Annotated in this window: 11 protein-coding genes and 1 tRNA gene; 6 read left to right on the forward strand and 6 right to left on the reverse strand. The window is 70.5% G+C overall.

What is annotated here, in order from left to right:
• Positions 1–27: 27 nt before the first annotated feature.
• The 3 genes from ACFY3J_RS03270 (at position 28) to ACFY3J_RS03280 (ending at position 3,847) form a co-directional block, all read left to right on the forward strand.
• Positions 28–858 (forward strand): NAD(P)H-binding protein, encoded by an 831-nt coding sequence (locus ACFY3J_RS03270; protein ID WP_384180376.1) that lies wholly within the window; start codon positions 28–30, stop codon positions 856–858.
• A 185-nt stretch (positions 859–1,043) separates the two neighbouring features.
• Complete coding sequence (locus ACFY3J_RS03275) at positions 1,044–2,432, forward strand: pyridoxal phosphate-dependent decarboxylase family protein (RefSeq protein WP_390840073.1); 1,389 nt, start codon at positions 1,044–1,046, stop codon at positions 2,430–2,432.
• The gene (locus tag ACFY3J_RS03280; RefSeq protein WP_384180380.1) at positions 2,429–3,847 is read left to right on the forward strand and encodes a lysine N(6)-hydroxylase/L-ornithine N(5)-oxygenase family protein; all 1,419 of its coding nucleotides are present in this window, start codon (positions 2,429–2,431) and stop codon (positions 3,845–3,847) included. The genes ACFY3J_RS03275 and ACFY3J_RS03280 overlap by 4 nt, the downstream gene beginning before the upstream one ends.
• Positions 3,848–3,882: 35 nt before the next feature.
• Here the strand turns inward: ACFY3J_RS03280 and ACFY3J_RS03285 are convergent, their stop codons facing one another.
• Positions 3,883–5,706 (reverse strand): bifunctional metallophosphatase/5'-nucleotidase, encoded by a 1,824-nt coding sequence (locus ACFY3J_RS03285; protein ID WP_384180382.1) that lies wholly within the window; start codon positions 5,704–5,706, stop codon positions 3,883–3,885.
• 137 nt (positions 5,707–5,843) lie between these two features.
• Here ACFY3J_RS03285 and ACFY3J_RS03290 point away from each other — a divergent pair, with 137 nt between their 5' ends.
• Complete coding sequence (locus tag ACFY3J_RS03290) at positions 5,844–6,563, forward strand: SIMPL domain-containing protein (RefSeq protein WP_384180384.1); 720 nt, start codon at positions 5,844–5,846, stop codon at positions 6,561–6,563.
• A gap of 158 nt (positions 6,564–6,721) precedes the next feature.
• Positions 6,722–8,158 (forward strand): pyruvate kinase, encoded by a 1,437-nt coding sequence (gene pyk / locus ACFY3J_RS03295; RefSeq protein WP_384180386.1) that lies wholly within the window; start codon positions 6,722–6,724, stop codon positions 8,156–8,158.
• A 28-nt stretch (positions 8,159–8,186) separates the two neighbouring features.
• Here the strand turns inward: pyk and ACFY3J_RS03300 are convergent.
• A tRNA-Leu gene (locus ACFY3J_RS03300) sits at positions 8,187–8,259 on the reverse strand.
• A gap of 106 nt (positions 8,260–8,365) precedes the next feature.
• On the opposite strand from ACFY3J_RS03300, the gene ACFY3J_RS03305 reads away from it, so the two are divergent.
• Positions 8,366–9,037 carry an ANTAR domain-containing response regulator gene (locus ACFY3J_RS03305; protein WP_384180388.1) on the forward strand — a complete coding sequence of 224 codons (672 nt, stop codon included), beginning with the start codon at positions 8,366–8,368 and terminating at the stop codon, positions 9,035–9,037.
• 87 nt (positions 9,038–9,124) lie between these two features.
• On the opposite strand, the gene ACFY3J_RS03310 is transcribed toward ACFY3J_RS03305, so the two are convergent.
• From ACFY3J_RS03310 to ACFY3J_RS03325, 4 genes are read right to left on the reverse strand one after another with little or no spacing between them, the layout of a single operon-like run.
• Positions 9,125–9,841: an ABC transporter ATP-binding protein gene (locus ACFY3J_RS03310; protein ID WP_384180390.1), complete on the reverse strand. Its 717-nt coding sequence runs from the start codon at positions 9,839–9,841 to the stop codon at positions 9,125–9,127.
• The gene (locus tag ACFY3J_RS03315; protein WP_384180392.1) at positions 9,838–10,776 is read right to left on the reverse strand and encodes an ABC transporter ATP-binding protein; all 939 of its coding nucleotides are present in this window, start codon (positions 10,774–10,776) and stop codon (positions 9,838–9,840) included. Before ACFY3J_RS03315 ends, ACFY3J_RS03310 begins: the two co-directional genes overlap by 4 nt.
• A gap of 3 nt (positions 10,777–10,779) precedes the next feature.
• The gene (locus ACFY3J_RS03320) at positions 10,780–12,612 is read right to left on the reverse strand and encodes a branched-chain amino acid ABC transporter permease (protein WP_390840076.1); all 1,833 of its coding nucleotides are present in this window, start codon (positions 12,610–12,612) and stop codon (positions 10,780–10,782) included.
• Positions 12,613–12,617: 5 nt separating this feature from the next.
• Positions 12,618–13,547 carry a branched-chain amino acid ABC transporter permease gene (locus ACFY3J_RS03325; RefSeq protein ID WP_225074208.1) on the reverse strand — a complete coding sequence of 310 codons (930 nt, stop codon included), beginning with the start codon at positions 13,545–13,547 and terminating at the stop codon, positions 12,618–12,620.
• Positions 13,548–13,590: the final 43 nt, after the last annotated feature.

Below are 13,590 nucleotides of genomic sequence, written 5' to 3' on the forward strand. Positions count from 1 at the left end.
CCGGCCAGAGCCCCCGGAGGCAGACCCGTGATCGCAGTGACCGGAGCGACCGGCAACGTCGGCCGTGCCCTCGTCGAGCGTCTCGTCGCCGCCGGCCGGCCCGTGCGGGCGCTGACCCGCGACCCGGAACGGGCCGCGCTGCCCGCCGGCGCCGAGGTCGTGCGGTTCAGGCCCGACGACCCGGCCGCCCTGTTCACGGGCGCGACCCGACTCTTCCTGTACGTCCAGGCCGCCGGCGAGAGCGGCGCCCTGCTGCGGGCGGCCCGCGAGGCCGGCGTCCGGCACGTCGTACTGCTCTCCTCCGGGATCGTCCGCGACGGCGCCGACGAGACCCATCCCATCCACGTCATGCACGCCGGAGCCGAGCGGCGGATCCGTGACAGCGGCCTCGCGTGGACCTTCCTTCGGCCCAACGCCTTCGCCGCCAACGCTCTGCAGTGGGCGCCGCAGATCCGCGCCGGGAACGCCGTCCGCGGTGTCTTCGCCGACGCGCTGACCGCGCCCATCCACGAGGACGACATCGCCGCCGTGGCCGAGCGCGCCCTCCTCGACCCCGGCCACGAGGGCGCCGTCCACCGCCTCACCGGCCCGGAGGCCGTCACCAACGCCGAGCAGGTCGCCGCGATCGGCCGCGCCCTCGGCCGTGACCTGGCCTTCGTCGAGATCCCGCCGGGACAGGCCGGGCCCGAGCTCTACCCGCACGTGCCGCCGCCCCTGCTCCAGGGCCTGCTGAAGACCTTCGAGTCCACCGTCGGCGTCCGCCCGGAGATCACGCACACCGTCGAGGAGATCACCGGCACCCCGGCCCGCCCCTTCGCCCGCTGGGCCGAGGACCACCGGGCCGACTTCCTCGGCTGACGGCTTCCCGGGGCGACGGCGGGCTCACGGGATCGTCGGGCGACGGCGGACCCACGGGACCCCAACACGTTTTCCCCGTACGGCAGTACCCACTTTCGGGTTCCGATCGTCGATCTTTCGGGCGCATCCGGCTTTACTGCGTACAAGCTGGAAGTCCCTGCCCCCGCGCCCCGGAGGACAGTCCCATGAGCACCCCGCCGCCCCCGGACCACCCCGCCCGCCTCGCCTCCGGTCCCGACGGCCCGCACGCCCTGCGGCCCCTGCTCGACACCGTGCTCGACGCCCTCGACACCGGCCGCCGTGCCCGCGGCGGCCCCCTGCCCGCGGGCGGGCCCGAGGCGGTCGCCGCCCGGGTGCGCGACGCCATGGGCGAGGTCCTGCCCGAGCACGGCGACCCGGACGCCCTGCGCGGCCTCGTGCACGTCCTCGCCGAAGGCGCCGCCGACCCCGCCGACCCGCTGTGCGCGGCCCACCTGCACTGCCCGCCGCTCGCCGTGGCCACCGCCGCCGACCTCGCCGTCAGCGCCCTCAACCCCTCCCTGGACTCCTGGGACCAGGCACCCGCCGCCTCCGCACTCGAAGCCCTCGTCACCCGCGCGCTCGCCCACGAGACCGGCCTCGCCGACTCCGTCGTCACCACCGGCGGCACCGAGTCCAACCAACTCGCCCTGCTGCTCGCCCGCGAGTCCCACGGCGGCGGTATCCGCCTGGTCTGCGGCGCCAACGCGCACCACTCCCTGCCCCGTGCCGCCTGGCTGCTCGGCCTGCCCGAACCCGTGATCGTGCCCGCCCCCTCCGGCACCCTCGACCCCGCCGCGCTGCACAGCGCCCTCACCGACCTCGGCGGACCGCGCGGCTCCCTCCTCGTGGCCGCCACCGCAGGCACCACCGACGCCGGCCTCATCGACCCCCTCCCGGAGATCGCCGGACTGTGCGCCGCCCACGGCGCCCGGCTGCACATCGACGCCGCCCACGGCGGGGGACTGCTGTTCAGCGAACGCCACCGGGACAAGCTGACCGGGCTCGAAGCCGCCCACACCGTCACCCTCGACCTGCACAAACTCGGCTGGCAGCCGGTCGCCGCCGGACTCCTCGCCGTGCGCCACCCCCGCGACCTCGCCGTCCTGCACCAGCGCGCCGACTACCTCAACGCCGGGGACGACACCGAGGCCGGCCTGCCCGACCTGCTCGGCCGCTCCCTGCGCACCACGCGCCGCCCCGACGTCCTCAAGATCGCCGTCACCCTCAAGGCCCTCGGCCGCCGCGGCCTCGGCGCCCTCGTCGACCAGGTCTGCGCCCGCGCCCGCGAGTTCGCCGACCTCATCCACGACCACCCCGGCTTCGAGCTCCACGACCGGCCCACCATCAGCACCGTCCTGTTCCGGCCCGACGGCGTCACCGACGACGCCGTCGCCACCGTACGCCGCCGACTCCTCACCGAAGGCCGCGCCGTCCTCGGCCGCGCCCGCCTCGACGACCGGCTCTGGCTCAAGGCCACCCTGCTCAACCCGGACACCCGGACCGAAGACCTGGCCGCCCTGCTGAAGCTGGTGGAAGGAAGCACCCCCCGATGAACCATCCCGCGCACCACACCTCCCAGGCCCGCGACCTGGTCGGCATCGGCATCGGGCCGTTCAACCTGTCCCTGGCCGCGCTCGCCCACCCGCTCACCGGGCTCGACACCGTCTTCTACGAACGGCGCCCCCGCTTCCACTGGCACCCCGGCCTGCTCATCGAGGGCGCCCGCGTCCAGGTGCCCTTCCTCGCCGACCTGGTCACCCTCGCCGACCCGGCCAGCACGTGGTCCTTCCTCAACTACCTCAAGACCCGCGACCGGCTCTTCCCGTTCTACTTCTCCGAGCGCTTCCACATCCAGCGCGCCGAATACGACGCCTACTGCCGCTGGGTCTCCGAGAACCTGCCCGCGGTGCGCTGTGGCCACCAGGTCGACGCCGTCCGCTGGAACCCCGAACTCGCCCTCTTCGAGGTCGACTTCACCCAGCTCGACGCCGACGGCGAAGCGGAGGCCGTCGGCCGCGCCCACACCCGCAACGTCGTCCTCGGCATCGGCACCGAACGCCATGTGCCCGCCCCGCTCAGGCCCCTCGCCGGTGCCCCCGGCGTCCCTGTCGTCCACGCCGCCGACTACCTCGGCCACCGCGACACCCTCCTCGCGGCCGGCCACATCACCGTCGTAGGCTCCGGACAGTCCGGCGCCGAGGTGTTCCTCGACCTGCTGCGCCACCGCCGGGTGGGCGGCGAGCGGCTGCACTGGATCGGCCGCACCGAGGCCTTCGCCCCGATGGAATACTCCAAGCTCGGCCTGGAGCACTTCACCCCCGACTACATGCGCTACTTCCACGCCCTGGCCGAACCCGTGCGCGACCGGCTCGTCGCCGGCCAGTGGCAGCTCCACAAGGGCATCGACGCCGACACCCTCGCCGCCATCCACGACGAGCTCTACCGCCGCACGCTGGACGGCGGCTGGCCCGACGCCGTCCTGACCCCCGGCGTCCGGGTCCGCACCGCCGGCCGGGTCGCCGGCTCCCGGATCGAACTCCACCTCGAACACGTGCAGCAGGGCACCCGCACCCGCCTCACCACCGACGCCGTCGTCCTCGCCACCGGCTACCGCGAACGCCCCGTCACGCCCCTGCTCACCGGTCTCGACCCCTATCTGCGCCGCGACGGCAAGGAACGCCTCCGTGTCGACGAGCAGTTCCGCCTCGCCCTCGACCCGGCCATCACCGCCACCGGCTGCCATGTCTACGTGCAGAACGCCGAACGCCACACCCACGGCGTCGGCGCCCCCGACCTGGGCCTCGCCGCCTGGCGCAGCGCCACCATCCTCAACGCGGTGACCGGAACACAGGCCTACCCGCTGCCCGCCCGCACCGCCTTCACCACCTTCGGCCTGGAACGGCGGCGGCCCCAGATCCCGCCGTCCCGCCAGGTCAGGGCGCTGACGCCCCTGGCGGACGGAATCTGAGGCCGTCCCGTGGAGAAGGAAACCGGTCGAACCGATCAGAACACCGGCGTGCCGTTACGCGTCAGCTTCCAGTCCAGCGACGCGAAGTCCTTCGGGTCCAGCACGCCCTTCGCCGTGGCCCACTCCGCGATCCGGGTGCGGATCTCGGTCGACTCCGCCCACAGCTCCTTCGCCGAGGCCACGTGCGGGAACGCGCCACCGCCGTTGGCACGGTAGTTGTTCACCGCCATCACGAACTCCTGGGTGTCGCCCAGCGCCGCACCATCGAACGTCAGGTTCTTGATCCGCGAACCGACCGGCTGGGCGATGTCGATGTCGTACTGAAGCCCCGACACGTAGTCGTAGTTGTAGTCCGGGCGGCCGCCCGCGTTCGTCAGCCTGTCCACGTCGACCGGCGCGCCGGCGGCCGTCTGCACGAAGTACTCCGCCGAGTACTCCAGGTACGCCCGCAGCTGGGCACCCGTCATCAACTTGGCGACCAGCGTGTTGTCGTACACGTACAGGCTCGACAGGTCCCGGATCGTGACGTTGCCGGCCGGGATCTCGGAGGTGCGCGAGAAGGGGGAGGCCTGCGAGACGACCGGCAGCGCGGCGTACTGCGTGCCCGCCAGCGCGGCCTTCACCACGTCCTCCTGCACCTTGTTGATCAGGTCGATGATCGGGGCGTCCTTGTAGCGGGCGTCGACGGTGGTGAGGGTCACCGTCGCCTGGCCGACCACCTGGTTGACGTACTTCACGACCTCCGCGTGCTGGTCCGACAGCAGCTTGGTGATCTTCGGGTCGTCGGCGACGGTGTTGGCGTTGCGCAGCGAGGCGGAGACCGACTCCACCTCCCACTTGCCCTTGACGAACACCAGCTCGATGTCGAAGAGGGAGAGCCGCTCGGCGTAGCACAGCGGCTCCGACAGGACGACCGTCTTGCCGGTCTTGTCGTTGACGACCTTCAGCTCCGCGATCTCCTTGTGCGCGTGGCCCACCAGGATCGCGTCGATGCCGGGCACCTGCCGGGCGATGTTCGCGGCGGCGTCCTCCACGTACGGCAGCTGGTCGCCGTACGACGAGCTGCCGGACGTGCCCGAGTGCGCCGAGACGATGACCACGTCCGCGCCCATCGAACGCAGCTTGGGCACCCACTTCGCGGCCTGCTCCTCCAGACCCGGGAAGTCCAACTTGCCCTGGACGTAGGCCTTGTCCCAGATCGCGATGCCCGGGTTGGTCAGACCCAGCACGGCCACCGTCACCGGGGCGGCACCCGGCGCGTGGAACTTCTTCATGAAGTACGGCGGGAAGGCCGGCTTCTGGGTCTTGTGGTCCACCGCGTTCGCGCCGAGCAGCGGGAAGTCGCACTGCTCCTCGAACTTGCGCAGCGTCTCGATGCCGTAGTTGAACTCGTGGTTGCCGAGCGCCACCGCGTCGTACCCGATGGCGTTCATGGCCTTGGCCATCGGGTGCACCGGACCGCGCTTGGCGGTGATCGGGTCGACCTTCGCGTAGTAGTACGTCAGCGGGGTGCCCTGAATCGTGTCACCGGCGTCCAGGAGCAGCGTGTTCTCACGGCCCTTCTCCTTGCGGACCTGGTCCACCAGCGTGGAGACCCGGGCCAGGCCCTGGGCGTTGCCCGCCGCGTCGCTGTACTCGCCGTCCTTGAAGTAGTCCCAGTTGAACACGTGCCCGTGCAGGTCGGTCGTGCCCATGACGGTGAGGGAGTAACGCTTGCCCGGCTTCTCGGGCTTCTTGCCCGCCGCGGCAGCGTCGGCGGGCGCGGCCTGGGCCGCCGGAGCCGCCACGGCGCCGGCCAGCGCCACCCCCGCCCCGGTGGCGGCGGACTTCGTCAGAAACTTCCGGCGGTTCAACGGCATGTCTGGTTCTCCTCGTGAACAGGTCGATGACGCGCGTAGATTCTGGCGGCCCGGGACGAACCGCAACACCCCCGGAAGGTTGCGATCTGATGACCGGCGGGCGCGGAGAACCGGGCACTGGTGACAGAGTGGGACGTATGACCTCAGCCCCCGCACCGGAACCCGTCCCCGCCGTCCCCTACGGCACCCCCGACGCACCCCGGATCGCCGTCCGCGGTGAGGCACACCTCGAAGTCGACCCCGAGATCGCCCGTATCGGCATCACCGTCACCGCCCGCGGCAAGGACCGCCGTTCCGCCCTGGACGACCTCACCCGGCGCAACGCCCGCGTCCTCGACCTCGTCAAGTCCTACGGCCAGGCGGTCGAACACCTGGAGACCGGCGCCTTCTCCCTCGCCCCCGAACCGGCCCGGCACGGCCGCGGCGAGCGCGTCCGCACCTACCACGGCGCCGTCCGCCTCACCGCCGAACTCTCCGACTTCACCGCCCTCGGCGAACTCGCCACCCGACTGGCCGACTTGGAACTCACCCGGGTGGATGGTCCCTGGTGGTCGCTGCGCCCCGGCTCACCGGCCCACCGGGAGGCACGCCGGCAGGCCGTGCAGGAGGCCGTCCAGCGGGCCAGGGAGTACGCCGAGGCGCTCGGCACCTCGCTCACCGCCCTCGTCGAGATCGCCGACATCGGAGTGGAGAGCGCCCCGTTCCGGCCGCAGGCCCCCGGACGGATGCGGGCGACGGCGGCCTACGGAGGTCCGGCGCCGCAGGACGAGGCCGCGCCCCTGGACCTCGAACCCGAGCGGCAGCACGTTCACGCGCAACTCGACGCGCGGTTCACCATGGCACCGCCCAGACTGTGATTACGTCAGTTGCCTCTTCCGGTCCGCGAACGGGGCGAACGCTCTCCGGGGCGCCGCCCCGCACAGTTCAACAGTTGTCAATACTCCTTCATTCAAAGGTTGTTGAGTAGTCACGTCGTACCAATCGTCTACCCACTGGTAAGGCCTAGGCTCACATCATGCGCCGAGCAAAGATCGTCTGTACTCTGGGGCCCGCCACCGACACGTACGACCAGATCAGGGCACTGGTCGACGCCGGAATGGACGTCGCCCGACTCAACCTCAGCCACGGCGGCCACGCCGAACACGAGGAGCGCTACCGGCACGTACGCCGGGCCGCCGACGAGACCGGACGCAGTGTCGGAATACTCGCCGACCTTCAGGGCCCGAAGATCCGGCTCGGCCGCTTCCGCGAAGGACCCGTACTCCTCGAACGCGGCGACACCTTCACCATCACCGTCGAGGAGGGCGTCGAGGGCGACCGCCACATCTGCGGCACCACCCACGCCGGGCTCGCCGAGGACGTCACCCCCGGCGAGCGCATCCTCGTCGACGACGGCAAGGTGGGCCTCGAGGTCACCGCCGTCGAGGGCCCCCGCGTGCGCACCCGGGTGATCGAAGGCGGCGTGATCTCCGACCACAAGGGGCTCAATCTGCCGGGCGTCGCCGTCTCGGTCCCCGCCCTGTCCAAGAAGGACGAGGACGACCTGCGCTGGGCGCTGCGCACCGGCTTCGACGTCGTCGCGCTGTCCTTCGTCCGCGGTGGCCGGGACATCCACGAGGTCCACCGCGTCATGGACGACGAGGGCCGCCGCCTCCCCGTCATCGCCAAGATCGAGAAACCGCAGGCGGTGGAGGCGGTCGACGACATCGTGGCCGCCTTCGACGGCATCATGGTCGCCCGCGGCGACCTGGGCGTGGAAATGCCGCTGGAGCAGGTCCCCATCGTCCAGAAGCGGGCGATCAAGCTGGCCCGGCGGAACGCCAAGCCGGTGATCGTCGCCACCCAGATGCTCGACTCGATGATCGGCAACTCCCGCCCGACCCGCGCGGAGGCCTCGGACGTGGCCAACGCGGTGCTCGACGGCACGGACGCGGTGATGCTGTCGGGCGAGACCAGTGTGGGCAAGCACCCGGTGGAGGCGGTGCGGACGATGGCCCGCATCGTCGCGGCGGCCGAGGAGGACCTCCTCACCCAGGGCCTGCCGCCGCTGACCGACCGAGACAAGCCCCGTACCCAGGGCGGCGCCGTCGCCCGCGCGGCGGCGGAGATCGGCGACTTCCTCGGCGCCAGGTTCCTGGTCGCCTTCACGCAGTCGGGCGACACCGCCCGCCGCCTCTCCCGCTACCGCTCACCCATCCCGCTGCTGGCCTTCACCACGGAGCCGGCCACTCGTTCCCAACTCAGTGCGACCTGGGGCGTGGAGACGTTCCTGGGGCCGCGCGTCGACTCGACCGACGCCATGGTCGACCAGGTCGACGAACTGCTGCTGCGGTACGGCCGTTGCGAGAAGGGCGACGTGGTGGTGATCACAGCGGGCTCGCCCCCGGGGGTGCCGGGCTCGACGAACCTGGTCAGGGTTCACCACATCGGGGAGGACGACACTCCCAAGTAGAACTTGCGACCTTGGATTCGGAGGAACGTACCCCGGGTCGGATTCGAACCGACGCTGGATGGTGTTTGAGACCATTGCCTCTACCGCTGGGCTACCGGGGCCCCCTTTGAAACAAAGATCGACGGTCACCCGCCGTCCCCCCACCTTACCGCAGCTGGGTACGCTCTTGGAGCAGTACCCGCCCGCCCCGGAACAAGGAGCGCCCCCGTGACCGCCGAGTCGCCCGAGCCCGTAGACGTGTCCGACGACGACAAGTCGCACGTGCCTCCGCTGACGACCCGCGTCGTCATCGCCGAGGACGAGGCGCTGATCCGGCTCGACCTCAAAGAGATGCTGGAGGAAGAGGGCTACCAGGTCGTCGGTGAGGCCGGGGACGGCGAGCGGGCCGTGGAGCTGGCCCGCGAGCACCGCCCGGACCTGGTGATCCTCGATGTGAAGATGCCCAAGCTCGACGGCATCTCGGCGGCGGAGCGGATCGCCGAGGAGCGGATCGCGCCCGTGCTCATGCTCACCGCCTTCTCGCAGCGCGACCTGGTGGAGCGCGCCCGGGACGCCGGGGCGATGGCGTACCTGGTGAAGCCGTTCAGCAAGAGCGACGTCGTTCCCGCCATCGAGATGGCCGTCTCGCGGTTCACCGAACTGAAGGAGCTGGAGAAGGAGGTCGCGGACCTCGCCCAGCGGCTGGAGACCCGCAAGCTGGTCGACCGTGCCAAGTCGATTCTTCAGACGGAGTACGGGCTGACCGAGCCGGCCGCGTTCCGCTGGATCCAGAAGACCTCGATGGACCGCCGCATGTCGATGCAGCAGGTCGCGGAAGCGGTCATCCAGGACAGCGAGGAGAAGAAGGCCGCGAAGGGCGCCAAGCCCGACAAGGACTGAGCCGGGTGGGCCGGCACCCACAGGGAACGGGCCCGCGTCCCCTCACGGGACGCGGGCCCATTCTCGTTCCGGTGGGCACCGGGCGGGTCAGTCCTCGCCCAGGTACGCCTTGCGGACCGATTCGTCGTGCAGCAGGTCCTGGCCGGTGCCGGACAGCACGATGTTGCCGACTTCCATGACGTGCCCCTGGTCGGCGAGGGAAAGCGCCGCCTGGGCGTTCTGCTCGACGAGCAGAATCGTCGTGCCCTGGGATTTCAGCTCGGCGATGGTCGCCATGATCTTCTGCATCATGATCGGCGAAAGGCCCATGGAGGGCTCGTCGAGCATGAGCAGTTTCGGCTGGGACATCAGTGCCCGGCCCATGGCGAGCATTTGCTGTTCGCCGCCGGAGAGGGTGCCCGCCGCCTGCTTTCTGCGTTCGCCCAGGATGGGGAAGAGATCGTAGGCGCGCTGAATGTCCTTTTCGATGCCTTCCCTGTCCTTGCGCAGGAAGGCGCCGAGCCGGAGATTGTCCTCGATCGTCATCCGCGGGAAGATGTGCCGCCCCTCGGGGGAGTGGGCGAGTCCCAGCGAGACGATCTGGTGGGCGGGGACCTTCTTCAGCGACTTGCCGTTGAACCTGATGTGCCCGCCGACCGGCTTGAGCAGCCCGGACAGGGTGCGCAGCGTGGTGGTCTTGCCGGCGCCGTTGGTGCCGATGAGGGTGACGACCTGACCGGCCTCGACCGTGAAGGAGATGCCCTTGACGGCCTCGATCTTGCCGTAGGCGACGCGGAGGTCCTCGACTTCGAGCAGTGCGGTCATCGGTCGTTCTCCTTGCCGGGCGCGGCGTCCTGCGGGGTGTCGTCCTCTGCCTGCGCCTCGGCCGCCGCGGCTTGTATCTCGGCGTTCTCGACCTCGGCGGCCTCCTCGGCGCCGGGCGCGCCTTCGAAGGGTTCGCCGAGGTAGGCGGCGATGACGCGCTCGTCGCCCTGGACGGTGGCGCTGTCGCCCTCGATCAGCTTCTCGCCCTGGACGAGCACGGCGACGCGGTCGCAGAGGTTCATGATGAACCGCATGTCGTGCTCGATGACGAGTACCGCGATGCCCATGTCCCGGATGGCGAAGACCAGTTCCTCGGTGGCCCGGGTCTCCTGCGGGTTCATGCCGGCGGTGGGCTCGTCCAGGAGCAGCAGGCCCGGCTCACTGGCCAGGGCGCGGGCGATCTCCAGCTTGCGCTGTTCGCCGTAGGGCAGGTTGCGCGAGAGGTGCTCGGCCTTGTGGGAGAGGCCCACGAACTCCAGGAGCTCCATGGCCCGTGCCCGGGAGGCGGCTTCGGCCCGGTGGAATCCGGGGCCGCGCAGCAGGGCGGACCAGAGTCCTTCCTTGGTGCGGGTGTGCCGGCCGACGAGCACGTTCTCCAGGACCGTCATGTTGGCGAACAGACGGATGTTCTGGAAGGTGCGGGCGATGCCGGCGGCGGTGACCTTGAAGGACTTGGGCGGCAGGACGTTGCCCTTGTAGCGGACCTCGCCCTCGGTGGGGATGTAGAGGCCGGTGAGGCAGTTGAAGAAGGTGGTCTTGCCGGCGCCGTTGGGGCCGATGAGCCCCACGATCTCGCCGCTGTGGACGGTGAGGTCGACTCCGCGTACGGCGGTCAGGCCGCCGAAGCGCATGGTGACGCCGCGTGCGTCGAGGACGGTCTCGCCCGGCGCGGCCGCGGTGGGCGTGGTGTCCCTGGTGGTGGTGTCGGTAGTCATGGGTCAGACCCCTGCCTTGCTGAGGACCGCGGGTGCCTCCGTCTGCTCGTGGAACTCGAGCTGGCGGCGCCGGTTGGGGATGAGGCCTTCCGGGCGGAAGCGCATCAGCAGTACGAGTGCGAGACCGAAGGCCAGGAGCTGGTAGTCGCCGAGGAACTGGAGCTTGGCCGGGATGAGGTAGAGCAGGGCCGCGCCGACGAGCGGGCCGCTGATGGTGCCCATGCCGCCGAGGACGACCGCGGCGAGCAGGAAGGCGGAGTTGGGCGGCACGACGTGGGCGAACTGGTACTGCTCGGGGGTCACGGTGTAGGTGACGTGGGCCTGGACGGCGCCGGCGAGGCCGGCCAGCGTGGCGCCGAGGGCGAAGGCGACGAGCTTGACGCGGAAGCCGTTGATGCCCATGGCGCGCGCGGCGGTCTCGTCCTCGCGGATGGCGATCCAGGCACGGCCGATGCGGGAGTCGCTGCTGCGCCGGAAGACCACCACGACGATCAGCGTGATGAGGAGCATCAGCAGGAAGTAGTTGGCGAACCGGGCGATGGTGAACCCGAGGAAGGTGTGCTCCTGGCCGAAGTCGAAGCCGAGGATGTTCAGGTTCGGGACCGACGAGATGCCGTTGGAGCCGTTGGTGACGTCGGGTCCGGAGGTGCCGTCCATGTTGAGGACGCCGATCCGGAAGATCTCTCCGAAGCCGAGGGTGACGATGGCGAGGTAGTCGCCGCGCAGCCGCAGGGTGGGGGCGCCGATGAGGACGCCGAAGATCATGGCGACCACACCACCGAGCAACGCCGAGGCCCAGAACGGCAGATGGAGGTTCAGGGGCGAGGACGGCGAGCCGGAGACCAGGGCCGCGGTGTAGGCGCCGACACCGAGGAAGGCGACGTAACCGAGGTCGAGCAGACCGGCGAGGCCGACGACGATGTTCAGGCCGAGTGCGACGGTGGCGAAGATCAGGATGTAGACGCCGATCGCCGCGTACTGGTCGTCGGACTGGGTGAAGGGGAAGGCGGCGGCGGCCACGAAGGCGCTGAGCATGGTGACGTTGCGGTGCTTGGCGGTGATCGCCGAGACACGGGCCACGAGCCCGGACTTGAAGATCGCGGCGAAGCCGAAGCCGACAGTGATGAGGAAGCCGATGAAGAGCTCGTCGTACGAGGTGCTGATGCCGTACGTGAAGACGGTGAGGCCGATGGCCATGGCCACGATGATGACGAGGATCTCGGCGTAGACCGGCAGGGCGCGGGCCGGGGCGGGGGTGCCGGAGGAGATTGCGGCACGGGCCACGGCGATCCGGTTGCGCGTGTTGTGGCGTATCCGGTCCCAGGTGCTGTCCTCGGGGTCGGCGGGCTCGGTCGCAGGCCGCTCGAACGGCAGGGAGAGCACACCGATCACGGTGAGGACGGTGGCCACGGCGAGGATCCAGGCGCCCGGTTCGAGGTTGACCAGTCCGCCGAGCTTGCCGCTGATCGCGAGGATGGTGTACCAGGCGGTGCCGAAGGTGCCGAGTGCGGCCAGGGTGAGCGCGCCGGTGCCGCCGGCGGGCACGAGCCAGCCGAGGCCCTTGACTCCGTAGGCGGCGAGGCCCAGGAGGACGGTGAGGAGTCCGCCGATGAGGACGAGGACCTGGAGGCCGCCCGGGTAGCCGTAGACGGTGAGGTCGCCGGGGAACTCGGAGGTCCAGGTCCAGGCGAGGAAGGCGGAGACGACGGTCAGGACGGAGCCGCCGGTGGCCAGGGCCAGGCCGATGTGCTCCGGCAGACGGATGATGCCGGTGGCCGCTGCGCTGCCGGCGTCGGGCGCGTCGGCGGCGTCGGGTGCGGTGGTCTGTGTGGTCATCGGTGTCACGCCCTGTCCGCCACGCGCTCGCCGAGCAGGCCCTGGGGCCTGAACAGCAGCACGAGGATGAGGAGTACGAACGCCCAGACGTCGGCCCAGGACTGGCTGCCGAACTGGTGCATGCCGGGGATGTCGGAGATGTAGGCGGTGGCGAGGGTCTCGGCGACGCCGAGGACGATGCCGCCGATCATGGCGCCGTAGATGTTGCCGATGCCGCCGAGGACGGCCGCGGTGAACGCCTTCAGGCCGAGGATGAAGCCCATCCGGAACTGGATCTCGCCGTACTTCAGGCCGTAGGCGACGGATCCGACGGCGGCGAACGTGGCGCCGAGGGCGAAGGCGACCACGATGATGCGGTCGGTGTTGACGCCCATCAGCTTGGCGGTGTCCGGGTCCTGCGCGGTGGCCTGCATGCCTCGTCCGGTACGGGTCTTCATGACGAAGTACGCGAGGATGGCCATGCTGAGGGGGGCGGCGCAGATGAGGAAGATGTCACCGGTCTGGATGGTGACGCTGCCGATCTCGAAGGGGCCCCCGGCGATCTGCGGAAAGGTGCGCGCGGACTTGGCGTCCGGGTACCAGGCCCACACCGCCTGCTGGAGCGCCAGGGAGAGACCGATCGCGGTGATCAGGGGCGCCAGGCGCGGGCCGCCGCGCAGCGGACGGTAGGCGAACCGTTCCGCCCCGATGGCGACGAGGACGGCGACGATGATGGCGCCGACGAGCATGAGCGGCAGCGTGATCCACATGGTGGTGCCGCCCGGCAGCCACAGGTAGACCGAGAGTGCCCCGAAGGCGCCGGTCATGAAGATCTCGCCGTGGGCGAAGTTGATGAGCTGGACGATGCCATAGACCATCGTGTAGCCGATGGCGACGAGCCCGTACATGGATCCCAGTAGCAGGCCGTTGACCAGCTGCTGCGGCAGTTCGTTCACCGCATGTCCTCCGAGACTTTCGGATATTCGACGGATTGGGGCC

Origin of the sequence: Streptomyces sp. NPDC001231 (assembly GCF_042896885.1) — a bacterium.
Lineage (GTDB): Bacteria > Actinomycetota > Actinomycetes > Streptomycetales > Streptomycetaceae > Streptomyces.